General features: G+C 67.9%; 16 protein-coding genes. 9 read left to right on the top strand and 7 right to left on the bottom strand.

Annotation, left to right across the window (positions count from 1 at the left end):
• The first annotated feature begins 9 nt into the window (after window positions 1-9).
• A complete protein-coding gene (locus tag J2X45_RS09115; protein ID WP_310213918.1) occupies window positions 10-573 on the top strand; it encodes an NUDIX hydrolase in 564 nt (187 codons plus the stop codon).
• Window positions 574-576: 3 nt separating this feature from the next.
• Here the strand turns inward: J2X45_RS09115 and J2X45_RS09110 are convergent, their stop codons facing one another.
• Window positions 577-1,431 (bottom strand): acyl-CoA thioesterase II, encoded by an 855-nt coding sequence (locus J2X45_RS09110; protein WP_310213916.1) that lies wholly within the window; start codon window positions 1,429-1,431, stop codon window positions 577-579.
• Between the two features lie 81 nt (window positions 1,432-1,512).
• Between J2X45_RS09110 and J2X45_RS09105 the strand changes: the two genes are divergently transcribed.
• A complete protein-coding gene (locus J2X45_RS09105; protein ID WP_310213914.1) occupies window positions 1,513-2,427 on the top strand; it encodes a histone deacetylase in 915 nt (304 codons plus the stop codon).
• 81 nt (window positions 2,428-2,508) lie between these two features.
• Here the strand turns inward: J2X45_RS09105 and J2X45_RS09100 are convergent, their stop codons facing one another.
• From J2X45_RS09100 to J2X45_RS09090, 3 genes are all read right to left on the bottom strand, one after another.
• A complete protein-coding gene (locus J2X45_RS09100) occupies window positions 2,509-2,607 on the bottom strand; it encodes a hypothetical protein (RefSeq protein WP_310213912.1) in 99 nt (32 codons plus the stop codon).
• A 217-nt stretch (window positions 2,608-2,824) separates the two neighbouring features.
• Window positions 2,825-3,244, bottom strand: coding sequence for a PaaI family thioesterase (locus J2X45_RS09095; protein WP_310213910.1), 420 nt, complete (start codon window positions 3,242-3,244; stop codon window positions 2,825-2,827).
• Window positions 3,241-3,741, bottom strand: a complete 501-nt coding sequence (locus J2X45_RS09090; RefSeq protein WP_310213909.1) for a PaaI family thioesterase — start codon at window positions 3,739-3,741, stop codon at window positions 3,241-3,243. Before J2X45_RS09090 ends, J2X45_RS09095 begins: the two co-directional genes overlap by 4 nt.
• Before the next feature lie 98 nt (window positions 3,742-3,839).
• Between J2X45_RS09090 and J2X45_RS09085 the strand changes: the two genes are divergently transcribed.
• Window positions 3,840-4,907, top strand: coding sequence for a ligase-associated DNA damage response exonuclease (locus tag J2X45_RS09085; protein ID WP_310213908.1), 1,068 nt, complete (start codon window positions 3,840-3,842; stop codon window positions 4,905-4,907).
• Here J2X45_RS09085 and J2X45_RS09080 read toward each other — a convergent pair.
• Window positions 4,883-6,061: a citrate synthase family protein gene (locus J2X45_RS09080; protein WP_310213907.1), complete on the bottom strand. Its 1,179-nt coding sequence runs from the start codon at window positions 6,059-6,061 to the stop codon at window positions 4,883-4,885. The two genes, J2X45_RS09085 and J2X45_RS09080, sit on opposite strands and share 25 nt — an antisense overlap.
• Window positions 6,062-6,135: 74 nt before the next feature.
• On the opposite strand from J2X45_RS09080, the gene J2X45_RS09075 reads away from it, so the two are divergent.
• The 5 genes from J2X45_RS09075 (at window position 6,136) to queG (ending at window position 11,657) form a co-directional block, all read left to right on the top strand.
• On the top strand, window positions 6,136-7,221 hold the full coding sequence (locus J2X45_RS09075) for a citrate synthase/methylcitrate synthase (RefSeq protein ID WP_310213906.1): 1,086 nt from the start codon (window positions 6,136-6,138) through the stop codon (window positions 7,219-7,221).
• Between the two features lie 31 nt (window positions 7,222-7,252).
• The gene (locus J2X45_RS09070; protein WP_310213905.1) at window positions 7,253-8,182 is read left to right on the top strand and encodes a cation diffusion facilitator family transporter; all 930 of its coding nucleotides are present in this window, start codon (window positions 7,253-7,255) and stop codon (window positions 8,180-8,182) included.
• A 61-nt stretch (window positions 8,183-8,243) separates the two neighbouring features.
• Window positions 8,244-9,695, top strand: a complete 1,452-nt coding sequence (rfaE1, locus tag J2X45_RS09065; RefSeq protein ID WP_310213904.1) for a D-glycero-beta-D-manno-heptose-7-phosphate kinase — start codon at window positions 8,244-8,246, stop codon at window positions 9,693-9,695.
• A 119-nt stretch (window positions 9,696-9,814) separates the two neighbouring features.
• Complete coding sequence (gene fzlA, locus J2X45_RS09060; protein WP_310213903.1) at window positions 9,815-10,501, top strand: FtsZ-binding protein FzlA; 687 nt, start codon at window positions 9,815-9,817, stop codon at window positions 10,499-10,501.
• Window positions 10,482-11,657, top strand: coding sequence for a tRNA epoxyqueuosine(34) reductase QueG (queG, locus tag J2X45_RS09055; RefSeq protein ID WP_310213902.1), 1,176 nt, complete (start codon window positions 10,482-10,484; stop codon window positions 11,655-11,657). The genes fzlA and queG overlap by 20 nt, the downstream gene beginning before the upstream one ends.
• Before the next feature lie 57 nt (window positions 11,658-11,714).
• Here queG and J2X45_RS09050 read toward each other — a convergent pair whose 3' ends face one another.
• Window positions 11,715-12,611, bottom strand: a complete 897-nt coding sequence (locus tag J2X45_RS09050; RefSeq protein ID WP_310213900.1) for a UTP--glucose-1-phosphate uridylyltransferase — start codon at window positions 12,609-12,611, stop codon at window positions 11,715-11,717.
• 143 nt (window positions 12,612-12,754) lie between these two features.
• Between J2X45_RS09050 and J2X45_RS09045 the strand changes: the two genes are divergently transcribed.
• Window positions 12,755-13,252, top strand: a complete 498-nt coding sequence (locus J2X45_RS09045) for an FKBP-type peptidyl-prolyl cis-trans isomerase (RefSeq protein WP_310213899.1) — start codon at window positions 12,755-12,757, stop codon at window positions 13,250-13,252.
• Here J2X45_RS09045 and J2X45_RS09040 read toward each other — a convergent pair.
• Window positions 13,249-14,451, bottom strand: coding sequence for a threonine ammonia-lyase (locus J2X45_RS09040; protein WP_062096987.1), 1,203 nt, complete (start codon window positions 14,449-14,451; stop codon window positions 13,249-13,251). The genes J2X45_RS09045 and J2X45_RS09040 overlap by 4 nt on opposite strands.
• Window positions 14,452-14,478 lie beyond the last annotated feature (27 nt).

Raw genomic sequence — 14,478 nt, 5'->3', positions numbered from 1 at the left:
GCGCGCGTGATGTCGGACGGAAAATGGCGGGTCACCGCCTCTCGCCACATCCACAAGGACCGCTGGATCAGCGTCCGCGCCGACGACTGCGTCACCGACGAGGGCGCGGTGATCGCGCCCTATTATGTGCTGGAGTATCCCGACTGGGTCGAGGTCGTCGCGCTGGACGGCGAGAACAACGTGCTGTTGGTCAGGCAATATCGCCATGCTCTTGGCGATATTTCTACCGAACTGGTGGCGGGTGGAATGGACCCGGGCGAGACCGATCCAGTGGAAGCGGCCCGCCGCGAACTGCTTGAGGAAGCCGGTTGCACGGGGGCTTTGAGTCTTGTCGGCGAGACGCGCCCCAACGCCGGAACCCACACAAACCGCACCTACATCGTCTTGGCCCGTAACGTCGTGAAGGTCGCCGAGCCTCAGGACGAGCCCAGCGAGCGGATCGAGAGCGTCTGGGTTCCGCTGGCCGAGGCCGTCCGGATGGCTCTGACAGGTGAGATCACGGTCGGGATGCAGGCCGCATCCCTTTTGCGCGGCCTGACGGCGGCGGGCGTCGCGAAGGTGGAGCTGGCCTAGCGCCTACTTCCGCACCCGCATCAGGCATTCCTGCGCCACCGAGGCCAACAGCTTGCCGTCCTGGCTGAACATCTGGCCGCGCACCAAGCCACGACCCTGCGAGGCGCTGGGGCTGTCTTGCGAGAAGAGGGTCCAGTCGTTGAAGTTGAACGGATGGTGGAACCACATGGCGTGGTCCAGGCTGGCGGCCTGGATGCCGGGCGTGGTCCAGATCAGGCCGTGCGGACGCAGGGCGCTTTCCATGAACGCCATGTCGGAGGCGTAGGCCAAAGCGGCCTGCTGCATTTTCACGTCTTCGCCCAACGGCGCCTTGGCGCGCATCCAGACCTGCTTGGTGCCCGACTTCTTGACGGGCGCGATCGGGTTTTGCGGGTCGATCCAGCGGATGTCGACCGGACGCGGACGCTCGGCGATCGCCACCATCTTCGGATGGATCTGGTCGCCCAGGCTGCGCAGGAAGTCGGCTTCGGTCGGCAGGAACTCCGGATCGACCGAGTCGGGCATTTCGGACTGGTGCTCGAAGCCGTCTTCCGGCGTCTGGAACGAAGCCGCCAGGTTGAAGATTTGCTCGCCGTGTTGGATGGCGGCCACGCGGCGCGTGGTGAAGGTGCCGCCGTCACGGGCGCGCTCCACCTCGTAGAGGACGGGCGCGGTCACATCGCCGGGGCGGATGAAATAGGCGTGCAGCGAGTGGCAGACGCGATCCGGCACGGTCTTGTACGCCGCCAGAAGCGCCTGGGCGATCACAAGGCCGCCGAAGATGCGGGGGAAGCCGTCATTGGGGCTCACGCCCCGGAAAAGGTTCACCTCGATCGGTTCGAGGTCCAGGATGTCGGCGAGGTTCTCGATCGTCTGCATGGCGCACTGCGATAAGCCTCGTTTTGCGGCGCCGCAACCCGTCTCCTTGCGTCACGCCGCCACGCTCCCCATCGTCAGGCCATGTCACCGCCACCCCCGATCGTTCATCACCCCGCCTTCCGCGCCGAGATGCCCGCCGGCCATCGCTTTCCGATGGACAAGTTCTCGCGCCTGGCGACGGTTCTGGAGTCCGAGGGCGTGCCCGGCTCCGGCGGCTTTGTTCGACCCGAGCCCGTCGATGTCGAGACGCTGAGGCTGGCCCATGACGAAGCTTATGTGCGGGGCGTGATCGAGCTGACGCTGCCGCCGGACGTCGTGCGGCGGATCGGCATGCCCAACACCGAAAGCGTTGCGGCGCGGGCGAGAGCGGCGACGGGCGGCACGCTGCTGGCGGCGCGTCTGGCGCTGGAGCACGGCGTCGCCTGCAACACAGCGGGCGGCAGCCATCACGCGGCGGCGGAGTCAGGCGCCGGCTTCTGCGTCTTCAATGACGTGGCGGTCGCGGCGCGCCGTCTGCTGGCGGAGGGCGCGATCCGCAAGGCGCTGGTGGTTGATCTCGACGTGCACCAGGGCGACGGCACGGCGCGGATTTTTGAGGACGATCCGAACGTCTTCACCTTCTCGATGCACGCGGAAAAGAATTTCCCGCATCGCAAGGCGGCGAGCGATCTTGATGTCGAGTTGCCCGATGGAACGGATGACGGGCCATACCTCGCCAAGCTGACCGAAATCCTGCCGGACCTGCTGTCGGCTGTGAGGCCTGACATCGTGTTCTTCAATGCGGGCGTCGATCCGCACGCGGACGACAAGCTGGGCCGCCTGGCGCTGACCGACGAGGGTCTGGCGCGACGTGAGGCCTATGTCCTGGGCGCTTGTCTTTCCTCGGACACCCCTGTGGTCGGGGTCATTGGTGGCGGCTATGACGCGGATATCGATCGTCTGGCGGCGCGCCACGCCATCCTGCATCGGACGGCGAAAAGTCTTTGTTCTTTATAGGCTTGGGCGATGTCTCATCGCCATCTCCGTCGGGCCTGCTCCGGTTGGAGCGGCGCCCGACGAGAGGTACGCGGCGATCACTTAGAAGCTCGAGGCGAGCGAACCAGCGATAACAACGAGCGGCAGAACCGCGAGAACGAGCGAGGCGAAGCCGGCGACAGCGTTGGTCTTCATGGTCATGGTCTTGATCCCTTTTTTGTCTTCGGCCGCCCCGTTGGCGTCCGATGAGAGGGATATAGGCCCGCCCCTTGGTTATTACACGTTACTCTTGCTTCATGACGGCGATTTAAGAAACGTTGACGCCCGTAATCGAGGTTACGAGGGTGTAATGTGATCGTTCCACCTGGTTTCGAGAGAAACTTTATCCTCCGAAACCGTTTCGGGGGGGCGTTCCGGCTTAATCCTCGCTGGGGGCCACCAGGAAGAGTCCACGCAACGTTGCGATCGGGGCGGATCGTGTCTCCTGCCAGGCTTCCACGTGCACATTGGCGATGCGTCGGCCCAGCTTCTTGATGCTGGCGCGGGCGTAGGTGGTCAGGGGGCGGCCCGAGCGCAGGTACTCGATCGAGACGTCGATCGTGCGGGGCTGGCGCTTCATCGGCGCGGCGACGGAGAGCTGGGCCAGAGCCGTCATCTCCATGAAGGCGCCCAGGACGCCGCCGTGGATCGCGGGCAACATCGGGTTTCCGACGATGTGCTGGGCGAACGGCAGGACCGCCGTCATCTCATCCCCCGCCAGCTCCGCCTTCACGCCGAGGAAGCGCGCATAGGGGATGGAGTCCAGCATGGCGACGAGGCGGGTGTCGGCGTCGCTCATTGGTCGACCCCTCCGGTCTTGGCGTGCTGTTGGCGCGAGGGCTTCAGATTGGCGCCGGCCTTCTTCCCCGCGCTGGAGTCGAGCATGAACGTCGCCTGGCCCGTGGCGACAGGGTCCTCGGGATCGCGGTCGTAGGCGACGGCGCGGACAAAAGCCACCGAGCGGGTCAGCTTGTAGCAATGAGCGCGGGCCATCACGTCGAGCCCCGGCTCGGCGGCGCGCATGTAGTCGATGCGCAGGTCCAGCGTCGCGATCGAGGTCCAGGTGGCCATCGCGGCATGGACCGCCTGGCCGCTGGCGTGGTCCAGTAGGGTGGTGACGACGCCGCCGGCGATGACGCCGGTCTCGGGATCGCCGACGATCTCCGGCCGATACGGGACCTTCAGCACGGCCACCGCATCGCCGATCTCCAGGGTGGTGAAGCCCAGGGCCTTGGCCTGGGGGCTCCCCTCGTTCATCGCCGTGGCGATGAGTTTTGTCTGTTCGTGATCGCTCATGCGGATAGGCTTAGCGCCTAGAGCGTGACGCCGAAAGTGGGAACCGGTTTCGGCTCCCGTCACGCTCTAACCCTATGATTTAGAGCCCTTTTATTGGGTTGGGGCGGTTTTGGCTCAACCCGGAGGGCTCAAAGGCGTTATCCTGCTCTGCCGTGATCAAGCCCGAAGACCTCCTCTGTCCCCGGCCCGCCGGCCTCTATTGCCCGCCGGGAGACTTCTATATCGACCCTGTCCGCCCCGTGGACCGGGCCGTGATCACCCACGGCCATGCTGATCACGCGCGGGCCGGTCACGGCGTGGTCGCCGCCACGCCCGAGACGCTGGCGATCATGGCGGTCCGCTACGGCGAGGACTTCGCCGGTCGCCGGGAGGCTGTCCCCTACGGCGAAAGCTTCACGCATGACGGTGTTTCGGTGACGCTCGTTCCCGCAGGCCATGTGCTGGGCTCGGCCCAGGCCGTGGTGCGCTGGAAGGGCCTGACGATGGTCGTCTCCGGCGACTACAAGCGCCGCCGCGATCCGACCTGCGCGCGTTTCGAGCCCGTGCCCTGCGATGTGTTCATCACCGAGGCGACCTTTGGCCTGCCGGTCTTCCGCCATCCGGACGACGCCGGAGAAATCAGCAGCCTGCTGTCGTCGGTCGCCCAGTTTCCGGAGCGCTGCCACCTCGTCGGGGCCTACGCCCTGGGCAAGGCCCAGCGCGTCATCTGCTTGCTGCGCGAAGCCGGCTGGGACAAGACGATCTACGTCCATGGCGCGCTCGAGCGCCTGAACGCGCTCTATGAGGCGCATGGGGTGGATCTGGGACCGCTGGCGCCGGCGACGGCCGCCGGGCCCAAGGACGCCTTCGCCGGCCAGATCGTCATCGCGCCGCCCAGCGCCATCGCCGACCGCTGGTCGCGGCGCTTCCCCGATCCGGTCGACTGTTTCGCCTCGGGGTGGATGCGGGTGCGCGCGCGGGCGCGGCAGCGCGGTGTCGAGCTGCCGCTGATCCTGTCGGATCACGCCGACTGGGACGAGCTGACCGGCACGCTAGACGAGCTGCGGCCCGGCGAAGTCTGGATCACCCATGGCCGCGAGGAGGCCCTGGAGCGCTGGTGCCAGCTGGAAGGCATTCCCGCGCGAGCGCTTCGCCTCGTCGGCTACGAGGACGAAGAGGGCGAGTAGGGGGCCGCCGTCGGGGCGGTTCCCACGTAGCGGGCGCGCGGTCTGATAAGTCTTCCGGTCTGCAGCTGTTCGATGGCGTGGGCGGTCCACCCCGCGCTGCGCGCGGTGGCGAAGAGAATGAACGGCGCGTCCGGCGGCAGGGCGAGTGCGCGCGCCAGGGCGACCAGAGCGAAATCGATATTGGGCGGGTGACCGGTCGCTGTCTGCGTCGCTCGCCACAGCGCCGCCAGAGGCTTCGGCGGCTCGAAGCGCGCGAGAAGGGCCGCGGCGCGCGGATCGCCGTCCGGATAGAGCGGGTGGTCGAAGCCCGGCAGGCTGGATCCCCGCTCCAGGCGCGCCGAGACGGCGCGAACGGCGTCCCTTCGATCGGCTTCGTCGGCGAAGGCTTCCACGCGCGCGGCCATGCCGCCATGCAGCGGTCCCGACAGAGCGGACAGGCCCGCCAGGCAGGCGGCCGACAGCGACGCGCCGGTCGAGGCGGCCACCCGCGCGGCGAAGGTCGAGGCGTTCAGTTCGTGATCAGCGAGGAGCACCAGCGCCCGCCGGATCAGGTCGGCGCCATCAGGGGTCAGGCTCCAGGCTTGGGCGAAGCGCTGGTGCGCGGGCCCATCGCCGGCATGGCCGGTGGCGGCGTCGACAATGGCGTCCAGAAGGTCCGCGGCCTCCATCGCCAGGGCCAGCGGCGCGCGGCCTCGGGCTGGCGGCTCGCGTCCGGCGCGTTCGGCCAGGGTCAGGAACAGGCGCGACCGGACGATGTCGCCCGACGGCGGTGGCGGGCGCCGCGACGCCTTCAGCGCGACGCCATGCCCGCCGCGCAGCAGGCGCGCGACATTCTCCAGTGTCAGGCCCCGGTCGGCCAGGACCGCCGCGTCCTCGCCGCGATACCACAGCTTGCCGCCGCTCACGGTCGTGATCGCCGACGGCAAGACCGGCTCCCCCCAGGCGATCGCCTCGGCGGCGACGTCCGCCATCCGTCGCCCGCGGGCCTTCCTGCGCGCCAGGGCCGCCACGTCCGAGGCGCGATAGAGGCTGCGTCGCGGGTCGCTGGGGTGCGCCGCCGCCTCGATCCGGCCCCGGCTGACATAGGCGTAGAGGGTCTGCGGCCGGATCCCCAGCTGCTCCAAGACCTGCTCCGCGTCCAGCCACTCGCTCATATAGATTGATTATATTGATCAAGATTGACGATCAAGGTGATGAGGCGTTCCTTCACCGCGAAAGGAGACCGCTTATGTCCGATGGTCTTGAGGGCGTGATCGCCGCCCAAACCGTTCTTTCCGATGTCGATGGCGCGCACGGGCGCCTGGTGATCCGCGGCTACGCCGTCGAGGATCTCGCGGGCCGAACGCGCTTCGAGGAGGCTGCTCACCTGTTGCTCGACGGCTTCTTCGACGACGCGCCCAGCGATCTTTCGTCGGCGCTGGGCGAGGCGCGCGTCGGCGTGTTCGCCGAGGTGGCCGCCCTGGACGAGGATCTGGCGCGGCGCGATCCGGTCGAGGCCCTGCGCGCCCTGTTGGCCCGCATACCGGACGGCGACGACCTGAAGACGGCCTTGAGGCTGATCGCCGCGCCTGCGGTCTTCACGCCGGCCGTTCTGAGGGTCGCCAACGGGGATGCGCCGATCGCCCCCGACCCGGCCTTGTCGCACGCCGCCGACATCCTGCGGATGATCCGAGGCGTCCCGGCGACCGACGCCGAAGCCGCCGCGCTAGACGCGTATCTGGTGACGGTCTGCGATCACGGCCTCAACGCCTCGACCTTCGCCGCGCGGGTGGTGGCCTCGACCCGCGCAGGTCTTACCTCGGCGGTGCTAGCCGGTCTGTCGGCGCTGAAGGGTCCGTTGCACGGCGGCGCGCCGGGGCCGGTGATCGACATGCTGGACGCGATTGGAACCCCGGAAAACGCCCGGCCCTGGCTGGAGCGGGCCCTAGCGCGCGGCGACCGGCTGATGGGCTTCGGCCACCGCATCTACCGCGTCCGTGATCCCCGCGCTGACGCCTTGAAGGCCGCCGTTCGCCGGTTGTCCAGCGCCTCTGGCAGCCTGCCAGGTCGGCTCGCCTTCGCGGAGGCTGTGGAGCGCGCCGCGCTTGACATTCTGCGCGAGCACAAGCCCGACCGGCCGCTCGACACCAATGTCGAGTTCTACACCGCCTTGCTGCTCGAGGCCCTGGGGCTGCCGCCCTCCAGTTTCACCTGCGTCTTCGCTATGGGTCGCGTCGCCGGCTGGCTGGCCCATGCTCGCGAGCAGCTGGCGGGCGGACGGCTGATCCGGCCGCAATCGGTCTATGTCGGACCCGAGGTCCGCGTCGCGGCTTAGTTTTCGGCGTCGCGTGCGGTAGAGAGAGGCCATGTCCCTCTCCGCCGCCTCACCCGAGATCCGGGCCGCCACCCAGCGCGTCGCGCTGCTGTCGGTCGCCACCGCCGCCGTGCTCATCGTGGTCAAGGCGATCGCCTGGCAGGCCAGCGGGTCTGTGGCGATCCTGGCGTCGTTGTCGGACTCGGCCCTGGATCTCATCGCGTCGCTGATCACCGTCTATGCGGTGCGGTACGCCGCTGAGCCCCCGGACGCCGAGCACCGGTTCGGGCACGGCAAGGCCGAAGCCTTCTCCAGCCTGATGCAGGGCGGCTTGGTCTTCGCCTCCGGAGCCCTGGTGGGGCGCGAAGCCATCAACGCCTGGCTCCATCCGCAGCCTGTTGAGCATGGCCTTGCGGGCGTCTTGGTCATGGCGATCTCGATTGTCTTGACCTTCGCCCTGATCACCGCCCAGACGCGGGTCGTTAAGGCCAGCGGCTCGATCGCGATCTCGGGAGACCGCGCGCACTACGCCGCTGACCTGGCCTCGAACGCCGTCGCCCTGGTCGGGGTCGGCGCAGCGGCGTGGCTGGGCCTGCCTTGGGTGGACGCGGCGGCGGGTCTCATTGTGGCGCTGTGGCTGATCTGGGGCGCGGTCGGCGTCTTCCGGGAGGCCTCGCACCAGCTGATGGACCGTGAATTGCCGGACGAAGATCGCGAGAAGATCGTCGCCCTGGTCACCGCCGATCCCAATGTGCTGGGCGTCCATCAGTTGCGGACGCGCGCCTCGGGCCCCTACATCCACATCCAGATGCACGCGGATCTTGCCGGCGATATCTCGCTGGCGGCGGCCCACGCAATCATTGTCGCGGCCGAGAACCGGGTGCTGGCGGCCTTCCCGGCGGCGGACCTCATCATCCATGGCGATCCGCGCGGCCTCGCCGAGAAGCATGGCGGGTTGTTCGCCGAGGTCGAGCACGACTGACGAGGCTTGCCCCGGCCGCCCCGACAGGGGCAAAAGCGCCGTCAGAACTCTAAGGACCCTCATGGACGACACCCTCGCTCACCTGCCCCGCGCCTTCGCCGGCAAGACCGTGCTGGTGCTCGGCGACGTGATGCTGGACCGCTTCATCTACGGTGCGGTCGACCGCATCTCGCCCGAGGCCCCGGTGCCGGTGATCGCGGTCGAGAAGGAGACCGCCATGCTGGGCGGGGCCGGCAACGTCGCGCGCAACGTCGCGGCGCTGGGCGCCAAGGCCGTGCTGATCGGGCTTGTTGGTCAGGACGAGGCTGGGGCGGCCCTGCGGGGGATGATCGACGCCGAGGCGGGCCTTGAGGCCGAACTGGTGGCGGACGCCGCACGTCGCACGACCGAGAAGGTCCGCTACATCTCCGGCTCGCACCAGATGCTGCGGGTCGACCGCGAGGACCGAGGCCCGGGCGACGGCGCGGCGCTGCTGGCGGCGTTCGCGGCGAGACTGGCCTCGGCCGACGTCGTTGTGCTTTCCGACTACGCCAAGGGGGTCCTGACGCCCGAGGTGATCCGGGGCGCGATCGCCGCCGCCAAGGCCGCCGGCAAGCCGGTGATCGTCGATCCCAAGAGCCGCGACTTTGCGCGTTATGACGGCGCGACCCTGATCAAGCCCAACCGCAAGGAGGCCGCGGAGGCCACCGGGATCGTTGAGAACAGCGATGCCGCCTCGGAAGACGCCGGCGCGGCGATCCTGGCCATGGCGCCGGGACTGGAGGCCGCTCTCATTACGCGCGGCGGCGCGGGCATGACCCTGGCGGTGCGAGGGCAGGCGCCGATCCATCTGCCGGCCACGGCGATCGAGGTGTTTGACGTCTCCGGCGCCGGCGACACCGTGGCGGCGACCCTGGCCCTCTCGGTCGCGGCCGGCGCCAGCCTGGCGCAGGCGGCGCAGCTGGCCAATCTGGCGGGCGGCCTGGTGGTCGCCAAGCTGGGCACCGACGTCGTCACGGCGGCGGAGCTGACGGCTTGCGCCAGTTCCGTTGAGGGCGAACCCGGCGAGATCAAGATCGCCGATCGAGAGCAGGCCCAACGGATCGTCGAGGGCTGGCGCGCGCGCGGCCTGAAGGTCGGCTTCACCAACGGCTGCTTTGATCTGCTGCATCCGGGGCACGTGTCGCTGCTGTCCCAGGCCAAGGCCGCCTGTGATCGTCTGATCGTCGGCCTGAACACCGACGCCTCGGTCTCCAAGCTCAAGGGGCCGACCCGTCCTGTTCAGAAGGAGCAGGGCCGCGCCACGGTGCTGGCCTCGCTCTCGTCGGTGGACCTGGTCGTGCTGTTCGACGAGGACACGCCACTGGAGCTCATCAAGACCTTCCGGCCTGACGTGCTGGTCAAGGGCGCCGACTATACGGTCGAGACTGTGGTCGGTTCGGATGTGGTGCTCAGCTATGGCGGCAAGGTTCTCTTGGCTGAGTTGAAGCAGGGTCAAAGCACGACGAACCTCATCGCCCGGATGAACAGCTGAGTCGGCGACGCCAAAACGCCGCGCAAAAGCCTGGATTTCCTGGCTAAACACTGTTCAGCAATCTGTTGTTAAGCAAAACGGCGCATCGCTCTTTCGATGCAGCCTGATTGCGCCTGGGCATGAGCGTCGAACGTACTCTTCACCATTTCCCCCTCGATCCCGCCTCGCGACAGGTGCGCCTGGCGTTGGGCGAGAAGCGCCTGCCGTTTGTCGAGGTGCAGGTTCGTTACTGGGAGATGCCGCCCGAGTTCACCGCGCTGAATCCCTCGGGCATGCCGCCAGTGCTGGTCGAGACCAAGCATCAGCGCAACCTCGTGGTCTGCGAGACCCGCGCCATCCTCGAGCATATCGAAGAGACCGAAACCGAGCCGCCGCTGCTGGGTCGCGATCCGGCCGAACGCGCCGAGGCCCGCCGGCTGCTGCAATGGTTCGACCGTAAGTTCGACAACGAGGTCAACGGCTTCCTGCTGCACGAGAAGATGGAAAAGCGCCTGCTGCGGATGGGCGCGCCGGACCTGGCCGCGCTGCGCCAGGGGCGCGAGGCCCTGCGCATGCATCTGGGCTATATCGAAAGCCTGCTGCAGACGCGCGATTGGCTGGCCGGACGTCGCATGAGCCTGGCCGACTTCGCCGCCGCCGCGCACCTGTCGGTGATCGACTACTTCGGCGACGTGCCGTGGAAGGACTTCCCGACCGCCAAGACGTGGTACATGAAGCTCAAGTCGAGGCCGTGCTTCAGGCCGATCCTGGCCGACCGCTGGCCCGGCCTCGCGCCGGCCGCGCACTATGACGATCTCGATTTCTGAGCTGACGCCAGACCGCATCAAGGACGAGATCCGCGCCGAGGCCTTGAGGCTGGGCTTTTCCGTCTGCGGCTTCGCCAGCGCCACCGAAGCCTGGCCCAACGGCGACTGGCTGCGCGAATTCGTCCAGGCCGAGCGCCACGGCGCCATGGGCTGGATGGAGGAGACGCTGGAGCGGCGCTCGCATCCGACCGCCATGTGGAGCGATGCGAAATCGGCGGTGGTGCTGGGCGTCAACTACGGGCCCGACATTGATCCGCTCGAACAGCTCAAGGATCCGGAACGCGCGGCGATCTCGGTCTACGCCCAGGGCGACGACTATCACGACGTGATCAAGAAGCGCCTGAAGGTGCTGGCCGGCTGGATGCACCGCCGCTTCGGCCAGGATGTGAAGGTCTTTGTCGACACCGCGCCGCTGCTCGAAAAGCCCCTGGCCCAGCGCGCCGGCCTGGGCTGGCAGGGCAAGCATACCAACCTTGTCTCACGCCAGTTCGGCTCGTGGCTGTTCCTGGGCAGCGTGCTGACCACGCTGGATCTGCCTTCGGACGAGGCCGAGGTCGACCATTGCGGTTCATGCCGCGCGTGCCTCGACGTCTGCCCGACCAACGCCTTCCCCGCGCCGCGCCAACTGGATGCGCGGCGCTGCATCTCGTACCTGACCATCGAGCTGGCCGGGCCGATTCCGGCCGAGTTCCGGAAGGCGCTGGGCAACCGGATCTATGGCTGCGACGACTGCCTGGCGGTGTGTCCGTGGAACAAGTTCGCCTCGCTGTCGAACGAGGCCAAGCTGGTGGCGCGCGAGGCGCTGCGTCAGCCGTCCCTGGCCGAGCTGGCGGTTCTGGACGACCCCGCGTTCCGGGCGCTCTTCTCGAAGAATCCGATCAAGCGCATCGGCCGCGACCGCTTCGTGCGCAACGTGCTCTATGCGATCGGCAACAGCGGGGACGTGGGGCTGATGGCGGTGGTCGAGCCGCTGCTGGCCGACCCCGCGCCCATCGTGCGCGGCGCGGCCGTGTGGGCCGCGCGGCGACTGTTGGGGGACGCGGCCTTGACGCTACGAGGTTCCGAAAGCCACCCCGAGGTCCTGGTCGAGTGGCAAATCCTCCCCCCAGCGGGGGAGGTGTCGCCGCAGGCGACGGAGGGGGAAGAAGCCGGATAGCCCGAACTTCCCCCTCCGGCCTTCAGCCGCCTCCCCCGCTGGGGGGAGGATCTATGCTCAAGCCTTCAGCGCCGCCTCAACCGCCGCGCGGGCGGCTGCGCCCAGATCGGCGCGCTTGAGGGCCAGGGCGACATTGGCTCGCAGCAGGCCGATCTTGTCGCCGCAATCGTGGGTGACGCCCTCGTAGACATAGGCGTGGAAGGCCTGGTCCTGCATCAGCTTGGCCATCGAGTCGGTCAGCTGGATCTCGTTGCCGGCGCCCTTCTCTTGGCTGGCCAGCAAGTCGAAGATCTCGGGCTGCAAGATGTAGCGGCCGGCGATCGCCCAGTTGGACGGCGCCGTGCCTTGCGGCGGCTTCTCGACCATGCCGGTCATGGTGGCCAGGCGGCCGTTGACCTCGCCCGGGGCGACGACGCCGTACTTGTGGGTCTCGCTTTCCGGCACTTCCTCGACGCCGATCACATTGCCGCCGCCGACCTTGTCATAGACCTCGATCAACTGGCCGAGCGCCGAGGGATCGGCGTCGACGATGACGTCCGGCAGCATGACCGCGAAGGGCTCGTCGCCGATGATGTCCCGTGCGCACCAGACCGCGTGGCCCAGGCCGAGCGGGGCCATCTGGCGCACGAAGCTCATCTCGCCCGGCTTGGGCAATTCAGCCCTGAGCTGCTCCAGGATGTCCGTTTTGCCCTTGGCCTCCAGCTGAGCCTCCAGCTCGACCTGATGATCGAAATAGTCCTCGATCGCGCCCTTCGAGCGGCCCGTGACGAAGACAAAGTGTTCGATGCCCGCCTTGCGCCCTTCCTCGACGATGTAGGACAGAATTGGCCGGTCGACGACGTTCAGCAATTCTTTGGGCGTGGTCTTGGTGCCCGGCAGGACGCGGGTTCCGAGACCGGCGACGGGAAGAACAGCTTTGCGAACGGGCTTCATGGAGATCTCGTCTGCGGACATGGGTCGCTGTTTCTAGGCGCCAAGTCGCACGAGCGCCACCACTGTTCCGTGAAATCGTCAGCGCGCGGGCCCTTAGGGAGGTCGAGGCGTGGAATTTCAAGCAGGCCGTGCTAGCTGGACGGCCTGTTTCGATCGAGGTTCCCATGTATCGCCGCGCCCTGCTCGCCGCTTTCGCTGTCGCTGGTTTGACGCTCGCCGCCTGCGGGCCCAGCAAGAAGGCCCAGGAGAATCTCGCCGTCGCCGACGCGTTCATGGCCAAGAACGCCAAGGAGCCGGGCGTCGTCACCTTGCCTCAGGGCCTGCAATACAAGGTGGTGCGCGAGGGGCCGAACGGCGGCATGCATCCCAACAAGGCCGATGAGGTCAAGGTTCACTACGAGGGCAAGCTGATCGACGGCACGGTTTTTGACTCCAGCTACGAGCGCGGCGTGCCGGCCGTGTTTCCGCTGGACGGGCTGGTGCCGGCCTGGGTTATCGCCCTGCAGCGCATGAAGGCGGGCGACGAGTGGATCCTCTATGTGCCGCCGGCGCTGGGCTACGGCGCGCAGGACAAGGGTCCGATCCCCGCCAACAGCGTGATGATCTTCCGGATCGAACTGCTCGATGTGAACCGGATCGGGCCCGATAATCCCAAGGGCTAGACTGCGCGGGGCGGGTAGCCGCTCTCGCGCAGGGCCTCCATGACCTCCTGGGTGTGCTGGGCGTCGCGGGTCTCGATGGTGATGTCGAACTCCGCGCCCTTGGCCGGCACGTCGAGGGCCAGGCGGTTGTGGTTCACCTCGATGATGTTGGCGCCCATGGTCCCGATCACCGAGGCGACGGTCGACAGCAGGCCCGGCCGATCGTCGCCGATGATCCGCAAGGACACCAGGCGCTGGGCGCGCACCAGCTCACGGGTCAGCACCGACGCCAGCAGGCGGGTGTCGATATTGCCGCCGCACAGGATCAGGCCGCACTTCTTGCCCCGGAAGCGTTCCGGATAGGCCAGCAGGGCGGCCAGCGAGGCCGCGCCCGCGCCCTCGGCGATGGTCTTCTCGACGTTGCAGTACAGCGAGACGGCCTGCTCCAGATGCGGCTCTTCCAGCAGCAGCACGTCGTCGATCAAGGGACGCACGACGCCATAGGTCAGGTCGCCGACCTGCTTGACCGCCACGCCCTCGGCGATGGTCTGGCCGCCGCAATGGGCCGCCACGCCGCGCATCCGGGCCGTGAAGGACGGATACATGGCCGGCTCGCAGCCGATGATGCGGATATCCGGCTTCAGGGCCTTGGCCGCTGTCGCCACGCCGCTGATCAGGCCGCCGCCGCCGATCGGCACGGGCAGGACCTCGAGGTCGGGCGCGTCTTCCAGCATCTCGAGGGCGATCGTGCCCTGGCCGGCCATGATGTCGTAGTCGTCGAAGGGATGGACGAAGGTCAGGCCCTGCTCGTCGCGCAGCTTGCGCGCATGGGCGTTAGCGTCGTCATAGGTCTCGCCCTCGATGACCACGGTCGCACCGAAGTCGCGGGTGTGCTGCACCTTCACGAAGGGCGTGGTCTTGGGCATGACGATGGTGACCGGCACGCCCAGCCGCGCGCCATGATAGGCCAGGCCCTGGGCGTGGTTGCCGGCGCTGGCGGCGATGACCCCGCGCTGCTTCTCGGTCTCCGACAGCAGCATCAGCTTGTTGAGCGCGCCGCGCTCCTTGTAGGCGGCGGTGAACTGCAGGTTCTCGAACTTCACCCACACCTCGGCGCCGGTGATCTTCGAGAGGGTCTTGGAGTGGCGGCACGGCGTGCGCTCGATCTGCCCTTGGAGACGGCCGGCGGCGGCCTGGATGGCGGCGAGGTCGAGGGTCATGTCGTCCACTTCTGTCGCGGCGAAAAA

The sequence above is a fragment of the Caulobacter sp. BE264 genome (genome assembly GCF_031457805.1).
GTDB lineage: Bacteria > Pseudomonadota > Alphaproteobacteria > Caulobacterales > Caulobacteraceae > Caulobacter.
Note: the sequence above shows the minus strand (reverse complement) of the source record. Positions and strands in the feature narration are given on the sequence as shown.

Bases quoted from the DNA above. Each gene is read 5' to 3' on its own strand.
- J2X45_RS09040 (WP_062096987.1), bottom strand. From the start codon at position 14,451: ATGACCCTCGACCTCGCCGCCATCCAGGCCGCCGCCGGCCGTCTCCAA.
- J2X45_RS09100 (WP_310213912.1), bottom strand. From the start codon at position 2,607: ATGACCATGAAGACCAACGCTGTCGCCGGCTTCGCCTCGCTCGTTCTC.
- J2X45_RS09115 (WP_310213918.1), top strand. From the start codon at position 10: ATGTCGGACGGAAAATGGCGGGTCACCGCCTCTCGCCACATCCACAAG.
- J2X45_RS09095 (WP_310213910.1), bottom strand. From the start codon at position 3,244: ATGAGCGACGCCGACACCCGCCTCGTCGCCATGCTGGACTCCATCCCC.
- J2X45_RS09090 (WP_310213909.1), bottom strand. From the start codon at position 3,741: ATGAGCGATCACGAACAGACAAAACTCATCGCCACGGCGATGAACGAG.
- J2X45_RS09045 (WP_310213899.1), top strand. From the start codon at position 12,755: ATGTATCGCCGCGCCCTGCTCGCCGCTTTCGCTGTCGCTGGTTTGACG.
- J2X45_RS09075 (WP_310213906.1), top strand. From the start codon at position 6,136: ATGTCCGATGGTCTTGAGGGCGTGATCGCCGCCCAAACCGTTCTTTCC.
- J2X45_RS09050 (WP_310213900.1), bottom strand. From the start codon at position 12,611: ATGTCCGCAGACGAGATCTCCATGAAGCCCGTTCGCAAAGCTGTTCTT.
- J2X45_RS09105 (WP_310213914.1), top strand. From the start codon at position 1,513: ATGTCACCGCCACCCCCGATCGTTCATCACCCCGCCTTCCGCGCCGAG.
- J2X45_RS09070 (WP_310213905.1), top strand. From the start codon at position 7,253: ATGTCCCTCTCCGCCGCCTCACCCGAGATCCGGGCCGCCACCCAGCGC.
- fzlA (WP_310213903.1), top strand. From the start codon at position 9,815: ATGAGCGTCGAACGTACTCTTCACCATTTCCCCCTCGATCCCGCCTCG.
- J2X45_RS09080 (WP_310213907.1), bottom strand. From the start codon at position 6,061: ATGAGCGAGTGGCTGGACGCGGAGCAGGTCTTGGAGCAGCTGGGGATC.
- rfaE1 (WP_310213904.1), top strand. From the start codon at position 8,244: ATGGACGACACCCTCGCTCACCTGCCCCGCGCCTTCGCCGGCAAGACC.
- queG (WP_310213902.1), top strand. From the start codon at position 10,482: ATGACGATCTCGATTTCTGAGCTGACGCCAGACCGCATCAAGGACGAG.
- J2X45_RS09110 (WP_310213916.1), bottom strand. From the start codon at position 1,431: ATGCAGACGATCGAGAACCTCGCCGACATCCTGGACCTCGAACCGATC.